Below are 17,280 nucleotides of genomic sequence, written 5' to 3' on the forward strand. Positions count from 1 at the left end.
GAGAGCATCGTGAACCCATCGGATCCGTGGGCGGTGGACGTCTCGGACGTCTCGCTGACCATCCGCGGCAAGACCATCCTGTCCGGCGTCGACCTCAAGGTGGCCGCCGGCACCTTCCACGGCATCATCGGCCCCAACGGCGCGGGGAAGTCGACCCTGTTCGACGTCATCCTCGGATTCCGCGCCCCGAGCTCGGGCAGCGTCCGCGTCCTCGGCAAGCCGACGCGTCCCCGCGATGTCGAGCTGTACCGCAAGGTCGGGGTGCAGCCGCAGCGGACGGCCTTCTTCCCCAAGCTGAACGCGCTGGAGCACCTCACGGCGCTGGCCCACATCTACGGGATGGGCGCCTCGCGCATCACCGCGCTCATGGAGGCGCTCGATCTCACGCGCCACGCCGCGACGCGCACCGAGAAGCTCTCCGGCGGCGAGCGGCAACGGCTCGCGATCGCCTCGGCGCTCGTGCACCAGCCGCGCGTCCTCTTCCTCGACGAGCCGACGGCCGGGCTCGACCCCACCGCGCGGCACAACCTCGTCGAGATGCTGCGCTCCGGCGAGTTCCGGGACATGACCACCATCTACACGACGCACTACCTCGAAGAGGCCTCGCGCCTCTGCGACGTGGTGTCGATCCTCGATCGCGGCCGGGTGCTCGTGACCAAGTCGCCCAACGAGCTCGTGTACGAGACGGGCAGCGAGACGTCCATTCTGCTGCCGGCCGCCGTGCACCAGGCCGACCTCGTCGCGCGTCTCGACGCGATCACGACGGTCGACGTCGATTCGGCGGGGCTGCGCGTGCGCACGCGCGAGGTCGGACGCGCGTTCGAAGCCCTCGCGGCCGCGGGCATCGACATGACCAATTCGCAGGTCACGAGCGGGTCCCTCGAGGACGCGTTCATGGCCTACACCGGACGGAGCTTCGAATGACCACGGCGACCACCACGCTCTCGCGTGTCATGTTCACGGCGGATCTGCGCGATTTCGCCACGCTGTTCTTCACCTTCGTGTTCCCCGCGGGTCTTCTCGTGGGCCTCGTCCTCGGGATGGGGCAGATCCCCTCGCCGCACGGGGGCAACTCGGTCAACGAGATCTCGGCGAACGTCGTCGCTTTCGGCATCGCGTTCGTCGCGGTCTTCGCGGGTGCCCAGCACATCTCGGCATGGCGCGAGAACGGCATGCTCAACGTGCTGCGGTCCGCTCCGGTCGGGTCGGGGCACGTCCTCGCGGCGCAGGCGGCGGTCGGGGCGGTTCTCGCCATCGTCCAGGCCGTGTTCCTCATCGTGATCGCGGTCACTCCCTGGCTCGGAATGCAGCTCGTTCCGACGGCACCGCTCGGCGTCCTCGGAGTCGCCCTCGGCTATTTCTTCTTCTTCGGTCTCGGCGTGATCCTCGCGAACCTCGTCCCCTCGATGACCGCGGTCACGATGCTCTCGCTGATCGTCGTCATCGGGCTCGGACTCGTGGGCGGGGCCATGATGCCCGTGGAGTACATGCCGACGTGGGTTCAGGACGTCGCCCCCTACACCCCGGTCTTCCACATCAGAGAGGTGCTCACCTTCCTCCTCGTCGGCGTCGGCGACTGGGGCCAGGTCGGAATCTCGAGCGCGTACCTCCTCGTCATCGGGGCGGGGCTCTTCCTCGTCGCCCGCAAGACGATGCGTCTGAGCTGATCCCATGATCGGTCTCGCGCACAGCGCCCCCTCACGCGACAGCGCCGCGGTCTGGACCGCGCCGGCGACGGTCGTCGTCGGCGCGGGCGGACTGACCCGCGCCGAGCGGGACGCCGTGATCGCCGACCGGTGGTTCCGGGCGCGGCCCCACGTGCAAGCGCAGGTGGTGTCGAGGTCCGGTGTGCGCAGGGTCGGCGGGCCGGAGGACGGCGAGCTGCTCGGCCGGATCGTGCGCTCTCTCCGCGACTTCGCGTCGGCCGGCGCGGCGGAGGCGACGAACGTGTGGGAGGTCGACCAACGTTCCGGACTCATCCGGCATACGGAGTTGTCCGAGATCGCGACGCCGCTCGGCGAGACCGCGGCGGAGGTTCCTCGAGTGGATGCCGTCTCCCTGCGCGAGCGCGATCTCGCGGGCTGGGAGTGGGAGTCGGCGGGTCTCATCGACCCGATCGCCGCGCTCCTCGCCCCCGAGGTGACGGATGCCGTCGCCTGCACGACCCTCGCCCCCGCATCGGGTGCGACAGCGACGCGGACGCGGGACAGCGCGCGACGTCTCACCTGGTCGGGGCAGGGAGAGTCGTTCTCGGGCTCGCGGCGCTCCGCCGTCGTCGAGGGGATCGAACGGCTGGTCGGCGGGCAGCAGTTCACCCGGCGGCATCCGCTGACGTCGGCGCGCGCGCTCGAGGGTCGCGTGCTGACGCCCCGCGCGTTCGACCCGTACCTCGGCTCGGCGTACGGGCGTATCGTCGAACGCTTCGACGCCGCGAGACCGCACGAGTGGGTGTCGGGCTCCTCGCTGCGCGACGACGAGCACGTCTGGATTCCTCGCGAACTCGTCTACTACGCCGAGATCCCCGAGAACGAACGATGGGCTCTCGGGACTTCCTCGGGGTGCGCGACGGGCAGTTCCCTCGACGAGGCGACCGTGTTCGGTCTGCTCGAGCTCATCGAGAGGGACACCTTCGTGAACGCCTGGTACGGCGGTATCGACGCCGTCCCGGCCCTGGCCGAGGACTTTCCCGGTGCCGCCGGGATGCTCGCGCGCGTGCGCCTGCTCGGCTGGCGCATGGAGCTCGGGCTTCTGCGCAACGCGTGGAACGTCCCCGTCTTCGTCGCCGCCGTCGACACGGGCGAGGTCCGCGCTTTCGGCGCCGCCGCCCATCTCGACGTCGCCACCGCCGGTCTGCGTGCGATGACCGAGGCGGTCGCCTACGCCCCTGGACGTATCGCCGAAGTCGCCGACAACGCCGACCGGGTCGACGAGCTCCGCCGCGATCCGCGCCGCGCGCGGCACATCGAAGACCATCCGTTGCTTCCCGTGCGGGGCGCTCACCCGGCGTACGCCACGATGTGCGGGGATCCGCGAGAGGCTCTGTCGCTCGACGAGATCTCTGCGTTCGCGGATGCCGGGACCCGGCTCCTTCACGACGGCGACGACGGTGCGGGGGTCGACGTCCGCGGCATCCGATCGGCTCTCGTCCGCCTCCTCGCGGAGGAGGGGATCGAGACCTTCCGGGTCGTCCAAAGTGCTCCCTTCGAGAAGCAGCTCGGGCTCGAGACCGTGATGACACTCGCTCCCGCCCTGTCGCAACTCGACTTCGGGTGGGAGGCGCAACGCGTGCGCACGTCGACGCGTCCCCTCGACCAGGCCCAGCTGCTCACCGGCCGCCGCCCGTCCGCGCTCCGCGACCTGCCGCACCCGTTCTCATGACCGGCTCCGCTGCCGCGGCCCCGGCGCGAAAGGCGGGCGGGACGACCGTCTCTCTTCTGGCCTTCGCCGCGTTGTACGTCGTCGCCCTCGCGTGGGCGCCCACGTGGTGGTGGGCGGTGGGCGCCGCGGTGCTCGGCACCGGCGTCGCGCTCGGATCGTGGGGCCTCGCGCGCCGCCCGCGGAACCCGACTCGACGACCGAGTGCCGTCGCGCTCCGGGCGGTCGGCCTGACGTCGCTCGCCGAAGCCGTCGGACTCGCGGCCGCCGTGGCGACGTTCCTCGTCGCCGACCTCCGCTGGCTCGCCCTCCCCCTTCTGCTGACGACGGTGACGGCGCACGTCGCGAGCCTCGCGGGGGCGTTCCGCCGGGGCGTCGACGCGTGGGCGCTCGGGTGGATCGTGGTCGCGACGGTGATCGCGTGGGTCTGCGGGCCGGCTCTTCTGGCATGGGCGTGGCCCGTGTCGGGCGCGATCGCCGCGGGCATGTGCGTCGGGTACGTCCTCGCTCTTCATTCGGCTCGACGATCGGGTCGCCCGCGCGCCGACTCGTCGCCTGACGTGTCGGTTCGTGAATCGGCATCCCCTGCGACGTGACCACGCTCGCAGACCATCCCTGAAAGGAAGACGCAATGAAACTCGCATCCCTCGCCGCCGAACTGGACGCCTTCGAGGTCGAGACCCTCGAGGTCAAGGATTTCGTCGACTACTCCGACATGGCCTTCGGCTCGACGTGTTCCTCGTCGTCGTCGTCCTCGTGCACGTCAACGTGCGCCTCGACGTGCGCCTCGACCTCCTCGTGCGCCACGGCATGATGCCCGCGCGCTCGTGATGCCCGAGCGCCGATGATCTCGCGCGCCGGTGGGGCGGCGGTGGGGCCGCCGTCCTCCCGGCGCGCGGTGGGCGGAGGCGGCGAGTTCGCCCTCCTGCACACCGACTTCGCAGCTCGGCAGCCGCGTCAGCGCCGAGGAGGCGTGGGCGCTCGTGCGCGGCTCACAGGGCGAGTGTCGCGGGTACCCGGACGACTTCGTCGTCATCGAGCCGGAGTAGTCACAAGGCGACGTCGCCTTCACCCCGTCGTCCGACGCCTCCGCAGCGCAAGCAAACCGCCGGCCGCGATCAGCATGCCCGCGAGGGGAATCAGGCCGAGCCACTCCCCCGTGCCGCTCCGCGCGAGCGCGTCAGGGCGCTCGGATGCCGTCGGGTTCGCGGATGCCGTCGGCCCCGGCGAGACGCTCGGGTCGGGGGACGCGGTCGGCTCCGGGGAAACAGTGGGGCTCGGCGCCGGATCCTTCATCGCGGCGGTCATCATCGCGAACCACCGCCACGGCGCTGCGGCCCCACCGGGGAGAGCGTCGGCGTACTCGTCACCGCGGATGCCGCCGAACCGCGGCTCGACGGCGACGATGTCCTGCAGCGAGCGGGCGAGCTCGTCGGGCGACGTGAAGGCGCTGCCCGCGGGACAGAGACCGGGCGAGGTGGTGGCCGACAGGACGACCTTCTCCGGCGGCATCCCGAGCTGGGAGACCGCTCGGCGGTAGTCGTCGCCGGTCGGGACGGCGTCGCACGGCAGGCGGAGAGCGAACCACGCCACGTCCTCGCCGCGCGCCGCCGCGACGGCGGGGTAGTCGGGAGCCGAGTCGCTCCCTCCCGCGAACGCTGCCGCGTCACCGACGAGCGAGACGGCGGAAAGGGGGCCGAGGTCGCGGCGGAGGGCGTCGATCAGCCGCACCACCAGGGCGGTGTCGAGGCCGGTGCGGATGTCGAGCTCGATCGCATCGAGCTTGTTCGTCAGGAGGTAGAAGCGAAGGCTGGCATAGAAGCGGTCGAAATCTTGACTCAGCAGAGACCAGACGACCGCAGAATCCCCGCCGAGGGTAGCGACGACGGGGATGCCGGCACTCCGAGCCGTGGCGAGCTCGGCCCGCGCCTCCGGGTCGGTGTCGACGAAGAAGGGCTGGCCGTTGCGCAGGAACGTCCCATCGGCCCGGAGATCGAAGGTGCCGAAGGCGACGGCATCCACTCGTGTCTTGCCGGTGAAGAGGTCATCGAGCGGGACGACCTGCGTGTCGGTCTGCGTCGTCCGATAGACGGCGATCGTCTTCGTGGAAGGGAACGCTCGCGGAGTGATCGACAAGGCATCCACCCGCACGACGTCGACGTCTCCGCGCACGCTGTCGACGTGCACGGAGACACCCGTCGCGGGATCCGTGTAGGTGTCGCCGGCGGTCAGCGGGGCGTCGAGCAGTGTCGCGTTGTCCCGGATGTCGGGATGCCGGCCATCGGCGAACTCGACCTCGATCGGGCCGTCGCCCGATGTGCGGGAGACGTCGACGGTGGACACGAGGACACCCTCGTGGGGAATGCCCGCATCCCATTTCTCGGCTCGCCGCGATTCGACCGTCAACACGTGCGTGGCGTCGAGACGCACCGCCGCCAACAGCGTCGGGCCGTCGGATTGCACCGGAGAGAGCGACACCGTGCGCGTCTCACCGGGCAGCACGCAGGCGACCTGCGCCTCGCTCGCCCAGCCCAGCATCCATCGATGCCAGGCGAAGTACGCGTGCCCGGGACCGTCCGTCGTGGCCATGAGGTCCCACGGCCCCGTCCACCGCGTCGTCGGCCCACCGTCGTTCGAGGTGTCGTACAGGTCGGGCAGGCCGAAGATGTGCCCCATCTCGTGCGTGGGCACCCAGTACCCCGACTGGTTGAGGTCGACTTGCCGCAGCGAGACCCCGTGCGTCAGAGTGCGGCCGTCGGCCACGACCTGGTAGCCGTTCTGCGCGTGCGAGCGAAAGGCGTCGCGCGGATCCTTCGTCGCCCAGACCACCCACACCACGTCGACGGACGAGAAGTCGACGGCGCCGTCCGTTGCGGCGACGGCGCTCGCGAGACCGTCCGCGTTCTCCTCCCACGCGGCCGACGTGCCGTCCAGGCGAGTCCACACCGCGTTCGACCGACGCTGGGCCTGAAACGCGCCCCGCGAAACGGTGCCGAGCGCTGTGACCGAGGCATCGAGAGTCTCTTCCAGCGCGGGAATATCGCCGGGGTCCCCCGGCGCGTCATCGAAGTCGACGTACAGCGTCTCGATCACCGGGGAGCCGGAGGTCGCGAGCCCGTCCGACGGCAGCGGGAACCCTTCCCGCGTCGGGCTCTCGCCGGCGGGCGCACGACACGCGTCGACCCGGGATACCTGCGAAGCGTCGACAGTCGCCGCGGACGCAGCCGGCCCGCCGGGGACGAGAGCGGTCGCCGTCACCGCCAGCGCCGTCAGGACAGTCAGGAATCGAGCAGCGCGACGGGGCATTCCCAGCTTTTTCACAGGCGAAGCTTATCCAGGCGGAGCGTCATTTCTCCGGCTCACTTCCGCTCCCAGTCCCCGACCCACCAGTCGCTGATCGAGGCCATTCTTTCTCCGACGGCGCGATGTGCGTCACTTCCGCGCCACTCGTCGAATGCCGCGCGGTCGACGAACGTCCCGTCCTCGACGATCACCCGCCCTTTACGCGTATCGAGCGACATCGCGATATCCCACGACAGGATGCCGGGATCCTCCCCCACCGCGCGCAGTTCGGCGATCGCCGCAGAAACGTCCGGGTCCGCGGCATCGTCACGGACCCGGAACAGCACGACGTGGCGGAACACCTATTGCCGCAGCGCGCCCACGTGGTCGCGGTACCAGGCGACCGTGCGCTCCATGCCCTCTTCGAGCGAGATCTTCGCGGTCCAGCCTGCTTCGGCGAGCTTCGAGACGTCGAGGAGCTTCTGGGGTGTGCCGTCGGGCTTGGAGGTGTCCCACTCGGTCTCACCCTCGAACCCGGTGACGCGCGCGATCGTCTCGGCGATCTCGCGGATCGTCACGTCCGACCCCGTACCCACGTTGACCTGGTCGGGCCCGTCGTAGTGCTCGAGCAGGTGCAGGCAGGCGTCGGCCATGTCGTCGGCGTGCAAGAACTCGCGTCGCGGCGTTCCTGTCCCCCAATTGGTGACGCTCGCCGCCCCCGCCTGCGCGGCTTCGTCGTAGCGACGGATCAGCGCGGGCAGCACGTGCGAGCCCTGCGGTGAGAAGTTGTCGTTCGGGCCGTAGAGGTTGGTCGGCATCGCGCTGATCCACGGCAGTCCGTACTGACGACGAACCGCCTGGGTCTGCAAGATGCCGGCGATCTTGGCGATCGCGTACGCGTCGTTCGTCGGCTCGAGGTGGCCCGTGAGAAGCGAGTTTTCGCGGATCGGCTGCTCCGCGAACTTCGGGTAGATGCAGGACGACCCGAGGAACAGCACGCGCTCCACGTCGTTGGCGAGAGCGGCATCCAGCACGTTGACCTGGATACGCATGTTGTCGCTGAGGAAATCGACCGGATACGTCGAATTCGCCAGGATGCCACCGACCTTCGCCGCAGCGAGCACCAGGTACTTCGGCTTGATCTCCCCCACGTAGGCGAAGACGGCGTCGCGGTCTTTCAGATCGAGTTCGCGGGAGGTCTTTCCGACGACGTTCTCGAACCCCGCGGATGCCAGCTTGCGCGCGATCGCCGAGCCGACGAGACCGCGATGGCCGGCGACGTAGAAGGTCGCGTCGCGATCCAGCTCATGCGGGGTGAAGCTCACGCCGTCGACAGCGGTACTCACGCACGCGCCCCCAGGAGCTCGGCGTTGCTCCACGTGGGCAGCGTCACCGTGTCGATCCATTCCGGCCCCTTTTCGAGCGCCATGGTGTCGGCGTCGACCATGAGCTTCGCGAGCTCGTCGCCACGAACCGAGGGCACCCAGCCGAGCTTATCGGCGGCCTTGGAGGGGTCTCCGATCAGGGCGTCGACCTCGGTCGGCCGGAGGTAGCGTTCGTCGAACTTGACGAACTCCTTCCAGTCGAGACCGACGTGCCCGAAGGACGTCTCGAGGAACTCCCGGATGGTGTAGCCCACACCCGTGGCGAGCACGAAGTCTTCGGGGGTGTCGGCCTGCAGCATGCGCCACATTCCCTCGACGTACTCGGCGGCGTAGCCCCAGTCGCGGATCGAGTCGAGGTTGCCGAGGTAGAGGTCCTTCTGCAGACCCGCCTTGATGCGGGCGACAGCGCGCGTGATCTTGCGCGTCACGAAGGTCTCGCCGCGACGGGGCGATTCGTGGTTGAACAGGATGCCGTTCACCGCGAACATGTCGTACGCCTCGCGGTAGTTCTTGGTGATCCAGTAGCTGTAGAGCTTCGCGGCGGCGTAGGGCGAGCGCGGGTAGAACGGCGTCTCTTCGTTCTGGGGCGGAGGCGTCGCGCCGTAGAGCTCCGACGTCGAGGCCTGGTAGAACTTCGTGTCGATTCCCGACAGGCGCACCGCTTCGAGGAGGCGGATCGTTCCCGTTCCTGTCGTGTCGGCCGTGTGCTCCGGCTCGTCGAACGACACCCGCACGTGCGACTGCGCGGCGAGGTTGTAGACCTCGTCGGGGTTGATCTCCGACATCAGCGTGACGAGACGCGCGCCGTCGGAAAGGTCGCCGTAATGCAGGAAGAGCTTTGCGTTCGGGTCGTGCGGATCGACGTAGAGGTGGTCGATGCGGCTCGTGTTGAAGGTCGAAGCGCGACGGATGACCCCGTGCACCTCGTATCCCTTCGCAAGGAGGAGTTCAGCGAGGTAGGAACCGTCTTGACCGGTGATACCGGTAATCAGGGCGCGTTTTGCCACGTTTTTTCTGCCGTTCGGGAAGCGAGAAAGAGAGAGTCACACTGGAGTCTTCACGGCAACTTCGGCGGTCAGATCCGCGAGCAGACTATCGAATCGACGGCCAAGGAGTGTTCCGTTCCGCGACACATAATAAAACGCGGCTCCCCCGCAACCGGAGAACTCACCCCTGAGACGCACCGGGGGCCTCCGTCGAACTTCGCCAAGCGGACCATCGAGTACGTCATGGACGCCACGAGCCCGCATCGATCTAGGTGGCTTGAACAGAAGATTGGCGCGATCACTGCGAGACCGCGCTGGCCCGCCGTCGACTTGGACAGCGATCACTTTGGACAGAGCGAAGGGGCGAAGGTTCACGCCCTTCTGGAGGCGTAAAGCAGCGCCGACAGCAAGCCCATCTCATCACTCGACGAACAGCGCCGTGTATTCACACGCCGCGCGGTCGCAGGAGAAAGCTTGATGAAACGGCGCGTCGCATGTCGGCAGCCTGGAACTCACCAGCGCTGTCCATGTGCACCCAGCGCCCCTCATTCGGCAGGTGGTGCCACCAAGGCACCCGCACAAGCACCGCCCCGCGGGAAACCAGCGCAGCGTTAAAACTAAATGAGCTGGGTGCTGCCACCAGTAGGCGTGCAGCGGCTAGCTGAACAAAGTCTGAATCGCGCTCACCATTGAGGTGAACCTCGACGTTCTTCAACGCAGCCAACGAGACGAAGGAACTGGGCTCACCGAGCGAGTAAACCCGCACGGGACACTCCGAGAACTCTTCGACGTGTCGGATCGCGCCAATGAGCTGGGCGTACCACTCTACGGTTAGCCACCGGTCGGGATGGGTGTCAGGACCAATCTCGTTCGTACGCGCGGGCCGCCGAATATGCACGGCGACATACTCCTCGCCTTGCTCGAGACTGGCGAACTCCGCACCACGCGCCCCTAGCAACACCGCCTGTCGGAGAGCCTCGGACGACGGGGTGTGGTCGAATCGCGGCTGATCCAACGGAAGCCGGAACTCTATCGCACGTTCCGGCCACCTCGCTCGCGCTGTGGCCACGCGCGCTTGGAGAAGCTTGAGCGAAGTATCGTCTCGCTCGTCTTGCGTGGCAGGCAGTCGAACCACTTTGCGCCGGCCCCGTGGCATTTTGGAGTCCCGCGCCCCGAATGCGAACAAGCGGTCGTGGTCCTCAGGTAGAGGCGCATCGACGTACTCGAGCTTGAGATCTTGTGCCCACAGGTAACCGGACATCCACCCAGATGTCTGGTGACCCAACAACGCGTACGGGTGAACCTGCACCGTTAGAATGTCGCCGGGACGCGAGACCGATCCTGGAACTACTCCGCGGTCGTCGAGGCGAGCCCATTTTGTCGGTTGCTGACGCTTCTGGACTTCGTTCCAGAATCTGCGACCTCGCAGACGCAGCCGCAGCATAAGTGTCCCAAACGGGCGGAGTTTCAACAGACGCTCCTGTCTCGCAATACATATGGCGGGCATCCAGCCGCCACATTCACGAGTGTAGGGGAGCCCGAGTTGGGTGCAGGGCGCAATTTGGCCCGCGGGGCCGCATGGACCTACGGATCGCAACTCGTAATCGTAGTGTTGCAATTCGGATACGCGAGCGTAACAACACGCGCATTGGACGACGCGGCTTTCGGCGCGTATGCGGTCGCGCTCTCCGTGACCGGCTTCGTGGCGCTGCTCTCATCTGGCGGCATCGGACAGTCCGTGGGACGAATGGTAACCCTTGAGGCTGTCCGGCTGCGCGGGCTAATCACTTATGCCGCAGCACTTGGTCTTGTAGCCGGAGTGCTCGTGTGGGCGAGCGCACCAGTATGGGTGGCCGTATGGAATGCACCCTCCGCGCTCGAACCTATTCAGTGGTTTTCGCTAAATGCCGCCCTCGCGCCGATGCTTGGGTTTGCCTCAGGATACATACGCCGTATCGGACGTTTTCGACAGCTCGCTATCTTCACCCTGCTAGCGAACATCGCGGGTATGATCGCGGGAGCGATCGCTGTACTAACGTTGAAGAACGCCGAATCGTTACTCGTTTTTCCCCTGGTCGCACAAGTCGCGACTCTGGTAGGTGCGCTCGCACTCGGAGAGCGCGAACATGTGAAATTCGGACGTTTGAAGCACGCTCGCAGTGACGTCGCCTTCAGCTGGCGAGTCACAGTCGCGTCGCTACTCTCGTACGGTATTGGCAACATCGCGAAGATTGGCACGTCACGAGTGCTCGGAGCTGACACTATCGGGCAGTGGAACCGCGCGGACGTCCTGTCCGCAGTCCCCTTTCAGCAGGTCCAGTCCGCTCTAATCCCGGTGGTCTACCCCGAATTTCGGCACGACTTGGCGGGAAGCGATCGAACCAAGGCCGTGTGGACGGACATGCTAAGCCTAACCGCGTGGCTGATTCTGCCAGCTGCGGGAGTAGCCGCCGTCCTGGTCCCGCTGGTCCTACCGATGTTGTTCGGCGGCGGGTGGGACCTGGCGATACTCCTGTCTCCCTTCATCTGCGTCGCCGCCGCAATTCAAGTTGTAAGCACGCTATTGGCTAGCGCCGTCGAAGCTCTCGGCAAGTTCAAATGGATATGGTGGACACAGGGCGCTCTACTCGTGGTCCAAATTGCCGTGGTGGGGGCCATATGGGCGACGGGATCTGTACTGCCAGCGATGGCCGGCCTAATCGCGAGCTTGGTCATGCAACACGCCATCTATGTAGCCTTGTGCGCGAAGCACGGGTACCTGGACGCACGACGGCTTTTAAAGCGCTACACGGTCATCATCTTGGCTTCGGCGCTGATCTTTGTCACGACTCACCTTTTTGTATCTCTCGGCAAATGGCTGTTCGAAGTCAACATCTTCGCTACTTCACTGACCGCGGTGCCGCTCCTTAGCCTCCTCTGGACACTCTGGTTGATCCGAGGAAAACTGCCCCCCGTTCGACTCGCACGTAAATACAAACTCATTGAGTGAGTCACACCCTGAGCCCCACACTTATCGATTTGCTCGTCAGGCTTTGAGAGTATTTTTCCCTAACACCATGCGAGACAAAGAATCTTTCGAGATATTTAGCCAAGAGCCAGCCGATACCGCCGCCGAACCGTACGCCACGTACAAGCAAACGCCCAACCACGGCGTTGTGTACCACGGCAGATGGTAGAACCACGCATAGGCACCGATCGCGAGAAGAACCGCGAGCATGGCTGAGGACCTCCCGAACAAACGAAACGCAGCGATTGCGAGAATGAAGACAGCTGCCGCGAGTCCCAGCAATCCAACGCGCAAATACAGAACTACATACCAGTTGTGCGGGTTGAAATCGACGAAGGCTCCATCGACGACGCGGCCCCAGCCAGCACCAAAGCTGGCGCCGAAGAATATTCGGCCGATACCTCCCTGAATGGACTGGTCAATCAGCTCACTCCAAGATCCTTCACGGGCATTCAATGTGCCATCGCTACTCAACGCGTGTCCGACAATCTCTCCAAGAGCTGAAAGCACACCGGACGTGATCGCACACGCGAGTATCACCGCAGAGTAGAACGCCACGTATATCGTCGCGATAAGGGCGCGGCCGCGTAGAGACATGGCAGCTACTAGGAGACCGGCGAACGCGGCAACCCAAACCGATCGATGCATACAGAGGATGGCGACAGCGATGAAACCAAAACCAGTCAGCAATTCGACGACACGGAGCGCCCCGCCGGTCAAGATCATAGCCAAGCCGCAGCACAGCAGCACGGCAGCTTGTCCCGACACAAGAGGTCGCCCAGTTTGCAGAACGCCTGTGGCCGTTGTTACGAAAGAGTCCGCACCCCCCCACCCGTAGATGGCGAGATGGAGAGCGGCGACCGCGGTCAGCGCCAGCCCGATGTGCAAAAAAAACCGTCTTATGGAGGGAAAGTGGGCACTCCAGTCACGAGACAGCACCCATGTCACTCCGATCACGAGCCACAGGGTCGCACGCGCCTCGTTTACAGCCTGCAATCCATTTGCGAGAATTCCGAAGCCCAGCGAGAGCGACACCGCCAGCAAGAATATAGCGAAGGCCCACCACAGTCTCGAAATGTTCACGCCTAGGACGCGCACCGAAGACAACGCTGATGCCATCAACGCGAGGCAAATCGCGTCTTCGAACTTGACTTGCACACCGAATGCGCTTACAAGCGCCGGGGAGTCAGGAAGGTCCCAGGCGATGATCACGAAGCCGCCCATCAGATACAGCCCGACCATTGGGAAGCGGTTCAGCATCGAAACCATCACCCAAACGCAGACGCCGGCAAAAGCGAACAACCCTATAATCACCAGCGCCGTCATTGCGCCCCCTCGAACGAACCAACGCCCGACACATATGACACCGCACAGGCCAACTTCATCAAACTTCCTCTATTGGATGCGCAAAGCTCGAGCGAACAGTCTGATACTTTTCTACATCGATTGCCGCACCCGCGTGATTGAGCATTCGTATCAGTTGGTCGTCTTGCCTTAGATTGTCATGTGCGTACTTTCTTGCCTCTCGCTCGCGAAGCAATCGATCCTCAGGCTCGGTTTCCTGCAAATACACTTCGATTCGATCGGCAAGATCGGCGAAGTTCTCGGAAAGTAAAAGAAACTTATCTGCCCCGATGAAATAGTCCCGAAAACCTGCATGCGCAGTGGTCGCATGCACGCTACCTGTCGCGAGCGAGGTGGGAAGCCGGTCCGAAAAGTATAACGGCTCCTTGGCGAAGTGATCCCAGTTAGCTGACACCCAGCCTGATCGGATAGCCGAGGCCTGCTCTGAATACGGAACTTGTCCCTGGGCGCTAGGGCCCGTCCAGCCTCGCCCAAATATGGCAAAACGTGGCCCGAAACGCTGCTCCATGTACTCCACAAATGCTATACGGTCTCTCCAGTTGGGCAATCCACGAAGCCGGGGCTTGTTGCGATTTGCCACCATAACGACGTCGAAGGTTCGAACCATCTCGGGCTCCACTGAGAGATGGCCGAATCGCCCCGGATCGAAGATGCTCGGCTCCCATCGAACATCCACGGCGCCAGCACGTCTGAAGTTGTCCGCGAACACGCCATTTCCTACTGTGAACACAACATCAGATAGTTGACCCGCGAGACGTGCTTCGCGTGGCAAAGCGTGAACGTATCGTGAATAAGGATCTGCCTCGTGGTAGATCATGAACCCGCAACTTCCTCGCAGCCGGCGCAGGTCTTCGCGTGAAATGCCCGTTCCACCCAGGTGCTGCAAGAGAACAATGTCGGCCCGATACTCTTCGGCGACTTGCAAGAGAATTTTCCGCTGGTTGGGAGCGTCGAGCCCTTCTCGTATCCTCCACAGAAGGCTAAAGATCTTCACATCTGTGACCAGCCCTGCCGCTCGCAGTTTCCCGAGAGTTGACCGGATTCCGAACTGGCGGTGCTCACCATGCTCGTTTGGTACGTAGAGTATTCGCACCATCCCACGCCCCTATCACTTATCCGCCGCGGCTAACGGCGCCTGGAAAGGACCGCCGGAAATCACGCTCTCGTACTTACGCAGGTATGCCCCTGCCACGACGTCGACTCCAAACCTCTCGTTGAGGCGTCGTTCGCCATCCCGAGCGCGCCCGATGCTGTTAGAAGCGTCGTTGAGCACCGAGATGAGGGCGAGCGCTACGTCCGATGGAGATCGGACGTCAGTCAACAACCCCGCCTCACCATCGAGGAGAGTCCATCTCACCGCGCCCGAGTTGCGCCCTGCGACGATGGGGAGGCCTCGCCTGGCCGCTTCTAAAAGAACGAGGCCTTGGGATTCCTCCAACGAGGTGTGGCAGAAGACCTGAGCACTGGCATACTCGCGCTCGACTTCCTCGCGCGACAGACGTCCGAGGAAGGTGACGCCGGCAGTCTCATCGCCAGCCCGGTGCCTCAGCGCCAGTTCATCCCCGGGCCCTAGCCCATCACCGACGAGGCGCAGCTCGGCGAGAGGGTTCGCTTCCCGGACAAGACGGAACGCAGAGATCAAGGTAACGACGTTCTTTCTCCGAGAGGCGTCCGCAACACTCAATACGATTGGGCCCGAAGATGCCTCACTCGGATTGCTGCGAAAAGGGCTACTCGCGGGTATTGGATTAGGGATTACGTCCATGTCGCCCCGGAATCCCATCTCTTGACGCCAGCGCTCGGCAAGGTATGGAGAGACCGCCGTCATGACCGGCCGCTTCAAGCTCATCCGAACCGCCATCGCGGCACGCACCAGCCGATAGACGTCCGGCATGTGCTTGAGAACAGTCAATGGGGCGTCGTGAGCAGTGATCAAAGTGGGAGCCACGTTCGCTCTCAGCGCGCCGAGCGCAAACTCGTATGTCCAGTGGGCGTGAACGATCCCCGGTTTGACGAGGCGTAGCGCTGATGCCACACCGGCGCGCTCAACGGAGAACATGTCCATTGCACGGCTGCGGGCTCGCGGTCGTGATGGCGCGACCACGATAGACAGCCGGTCATCAATGTAAGGCACGACTGCGGTGACATCGCGGGAGGTGGTGACCAGGGAGACCCTGTGCCCTCGTTCTAGGTAGGCACTTGCGAGTGTCGGCAACAAAGGGAATGGGTAGCCGACATGCTGGAGCGCTCCACGAGTATGGGCAGTCAAGTAGCCCTCGAGCATGTCGAGCGATGCCGGACCGCAGAGAGCGATATGAAGACTCATACTTCGAGCTTGGAAATCGGAACACAGGGGTTTCCTGCCGCGACTGTGTTGGGGGCTATATCGCGGGCGACGACGCTCCCCGCACCAATCACCGAGCCACGGCCGATCGTCACCCCCTTTAGAATGATTGACCTTGCGCCGATGAACACATCGTCCTCGATCGTCACCCCGTGAACATCACTTACCCGCGGGAGCCCCAGATGTCTTCGTGAAACACCGACCGGGGGGCGTACAACGTGATGATCAGAATCGGTTATCACGCAGCCGGCTCCAATTAGGACCCTTGCGCCGATCGTTATCGTTCCCGCTGCACTGATTGTCGAACTAGTCACGCCCGACTCGGCACCGATCGAAATGCGCGCGCCAGGAAACAAGGTTTTGATAATCATCGGCCCGCGCGCCTCAAGGGAATTTCGCGACACCCGCGAGTTCAAAACTACGTTGTCCGCGAGCAGAATACTGCTGCCCTTATGGGCGTGCACTTGCAAGCGTCCAGTGATCACGACTGCTCGACCAACAGTTATGCCTTTGCGCGCCACAGTCGCGACCCGATATCTGCGAATCAGCACGGCCGCAAGTCTATATGTAGAACGAACGACGCTCCAGCCAAGCTGAGCTGGTCGCGAACGCTGTACCGGCGAGTAGTCACTTGTCACGCCTGACTCCAAACAAAACGCGCTGGTGACGTTCGATCGCGCGAATCCACCACATAAGGTAGGTAGCAGCAAGCCAAAACGGCCAGGCTCGAGTGCCATTCTTTTTCAGGTATCTCATAAGAGACGAGAAATTTCCGCCACCTTTCGCACCTCGGAATCGTTTCCACTCCGCTAGTATTGGTTCGATTTTGGGGTCGGGATTACGCGCACAGGAACCGAATGTTCCTTCCATCAATAGAACTTGCACACCACTTCGTCCACACCGCACTCCGTAATCTATATCCGCGAGCGCGTGAGAGTAGGACCCGTCAATACCGCCTACAATCCGAGCAGTATGGACGGGAACAAGTACGAAATTTCCGTTAAATGCATCGGCCGGGAGCGCCACGTCCTTGGGCTCAATCATCTGAAATCTGAGCGGGTGAAGCCCCGCTCGTTTCATAGCGGAATATGTGAGCCGCCCGGAAGCGGGGTCTCGCATCGCACCTACAAGCACTGCCCCGGGATGCTCGCGCCAGGATCCGATCGCCCGCGCTACAGAGGATTGGTCAACGACGACATCATCGTTCAACCACAGGATGACGTCGGAAGGCAGGAGGCCCCCTTGAGCGAGAACACTTTGCTCGGCTCTGGCCATGCTGGCGGCCCAGAAGAAACTGCCATCACCCGAGAATATTTTCGCGTCCGGCACCATGTGTCTGATCGCGTCAGACGTCCCGTCATTTGAGCCATCATCAAATACCGTCACAGACATAGGGACGTCTGCATGTTGAGCGGCATCGAGTACGGCCGTCAACGCGCGTTGAGTCAGCGCGCTCCGGTTATGGCACGCAAGTATGACGTGAATAGTAGGGGTGATGCGCGATTCAAGACCGTCGATATTGGTCATGCTTATCCG

Annotated in this window: 17 protein-coding genes; 7 read left to right on the forward strand and 10 right to left on the reverse strand. The window is 64.2% G+C overall.

Annotated features, from left to right (window positions below):
- Positions 1–9 precede the first annotated feature (9 nt).
- Genes NS220_RS08320 through NS220_RS19240 form a run of 5 tightly spaced genes read left to right on the forward strand, consistent with a single transcriptional unit; the run spans position 10 to position 4,189 of the window.
- Entirely contained in the window at positions 10–924 is a 915-nt protein-coding gene (locus NS220_RS08320) for an ABC transporter ATP-binding protein (protein ID WP_058623609.1), read from the forward strand.
- A complete protein-coding gene (locus tag NS220_RS08325) occupies positions 921–1,667 on the forward strand; it encodes an ABC transporter permease (protein WP_058623610.1) in 747 nt (248 codons plus the stop codon). The genes NS220_RS08320 and NS220_RS08325 overlap by 4 nt, the downstream gene beginning before the upstream one ends.
- 4 nt (positions 1,668–1,671) lie before the next feature.
- Complete coding sequence (locus NS220_RS08330; protein WP_058623611.1) at positions 1,672–3,378, forward strand: YcaO-like family protein; 1,707 nt, start codon at positions 1,672–1,674, stop codon at positions 3,376–3,378.
- Positions 3,375–3,971, forward strand: coding sequence for a hypothetical protein (locus tag NS220_RS08335; protein ID WP_058623612.1), 597 nt, complete (start codon positions 3,375–3,377; stop codon positions 3,969–3,971). The genes NS220_RS08330 and NS220_RS08335 overlap by 4 nt, the downstream gene beginning before the upstream one ends.
- Positions 3,972–4,006: 35 nt before the next feature.
- A complete protein-coding gene (locus tag NS220_RS19240) occupies positions 4,007–4,189 on the forward strand; it encodes a thiazolylpeptide-type bacteriocin (protein ID WP_081323048.1) in 183 nt (60 codons plus the stop codon).
- A gap of 254 nt (positions 4,190–4,443) precedes the next feature.
- Here the strand turns inward: NS220_RS19240 and NS220_RS08345 are convergent, their stop codons facing one another.
- From NS220_RS08345 to gmd, 4 genes are read right to left on the reverse strand one after another with little or no spacing between them, the layout of a single operon-like run.
- Positions 4,444–6,681 (reverse strand): hypothetical protein, encoded by a 2,238-nt coding sequence (locus NS220_RS08345; RefSeq protein ID WP_058623614.1) that lies wholly within the window; start codon positions 6,679–6,681, stop codon positions 4,444–4,446.
- Positions 6,682–6,734: 53 nt separating this feature from the next.
- Positions 6,735–7,019: a Dabb family protein gene (locus NS220_RS08350; RefSeq protein WP_058623615.1), complete on the reverse strand. Its 285-nt coding sequence runs from the start codon at positions 7,017–7,019 to the stop codon at positions 6,735–6,737.
- Positions 7,020–8,003: a GDP-L-fucose synthase family protein gene (locus tag NS220_RS08355; RefSeq protein ID WP_058623616.1), complete on the reverse strand. Its 984-nt coding sequence runs from the start codon at positions 8,001–8,003 to the stop codon at positions 7,020–7,022.
- Positions 8,000–9,049 (reverse strand): GDP-mannose 4,6-dehydratase, encoded by a 1,050-nt coding sequence (gmd, locus tag NS220_RS08360; protein WP_058623617.1) that lies wholly within the window; start codon positions 9,047–9,049, stop codon positions 8,000–8,002. The genes NS220_RS08355 and gmd overlap by 4 nt, the downstream gene beginning before the upstream one ends.
- On the opposite strand from gmd, the gene NS220_RS20095 reads away from it, so the two are divergent.
- Positions 8,960–9,421: a hypothetical protein gene (locus NS220_RS20095; protein WP_193755317.1), complete on the forward strand. Its 462-nt coding sequence runs from the start codon at positions 8,960–8,962 to the stop codon at positions 9,419–9,421. The genes gmd and NS220_RS20095 overlap by 90 nt on opposite strands.
- Positions 9,422–9,473: 52 nt before the next feature.
- Here the strand turns inward: NS220_RS20095 and NS220_RS19705 are convergent, their stop codons facing one another.
- The gene (locus NS220_RS19705) at positions 9,474–10,043 is read right to left on the reverse strand and encodes a hypothetical protein (protein WP_153004216.1); all 570 of its coding nucleotides are present in this window, start codon (positions 10,041–10,043) and stop codon (positions 9,474–9,476) included.
- A gap of 546 nt (positions 10,044–10,589) precedes the next feature.
- Between NS220_RS19705 and NS220_RS19245 the strand changes: the two genes are divergently transcribed.
- Positions 10,590–12,017, forward strand: coding sequence for an oligosaccharide flippase family protein (locus tag NS220_RS19245; RefSeq protein ID WP_275934672.1), 1,428 nt, complete (start codon positions 10,590–10,592; stop codon positions 12,015–12,017).
- Between the two features lie 36 nt (positions 12,018–12,053).
- On the opposite strand, the gene NS220_RS08370 is transcribed toward NS220_RS19245, so the two are convergent.
- From NS220_RS08370 to NS220_RS19260, 5 genes are all read right to left on the reverse strand, one after another.
- On the reverse strand, positions 12,054–13,361 hold the full coding sequence (locus NS220_RS08370; protein ID WP_058623619.1) for a hypothetical protein: 1,308 nt from the start codon (positions 13,359–13,361) through the stop codon (positions 12,054–12,056).
- Positions 13,362–13,419: 58 nt separating this feature from the next.
- Positions 13,420–14,496 (reverse strand): glycosyltransferase family protein, encoded by a 1,077-nt coding sequence (locus NS220_RS19710; RefSeq protein WP_153004217.1) that lies wholly within the window; start codon positions 14,494–14,496, stop codon positions 13,420–13,422.
- A gap of 12 nt (positions 14,497–14,508) precedes the next feature.
- Positions 14,509–15,726: a glycosyltransferase gene (locus tag NS220_RS19250; RefSeq protein WP_081323050.1), complete on the reverse strand. Its 1,218-nt coding sequence runs from the start codon at positions 15,724–15,726 to the stop codon at positions 14,509–14,511.
- On the reverse strand, positions 15,723–16,295 hold the full coding sequence (locus tag NS220_RS20710; protein ID WP_275934673.1) for an acyltransferase: 573 nt from the start codon (positions 16,293–16,295) through the stop codon (positions 15,723–15,725). Before NS220_RS20710 ends, NS220_RS19250 begins: the two co-directional genes overlap by 4 nt.
- 76 nt (positions 16,296–16,371) lie before the next feature.
- Positions 16,372–17,271, reverse strand: a complete 900-nt coding sequence (locus NS220_RS19260) for a glycosyltransferase family 2 protein (RefSeq protein WP_193755315.1) — start codon at positions 17,269–17,271, stop codon at positions 16,372–16,374.
- Positions 17,272–17,280 lie beyond the last annotated feature (9 nt).

Origin of the sequence: Microbacterium testaceum (assembly GCF_001476655.1) — a bacterium.
GTDB lineage: Bacteria > Actinomycetota > Actinomycetes > Actinomycetales > Microbacteriaceae > Microbacterium > Microbacterium testaceum_C.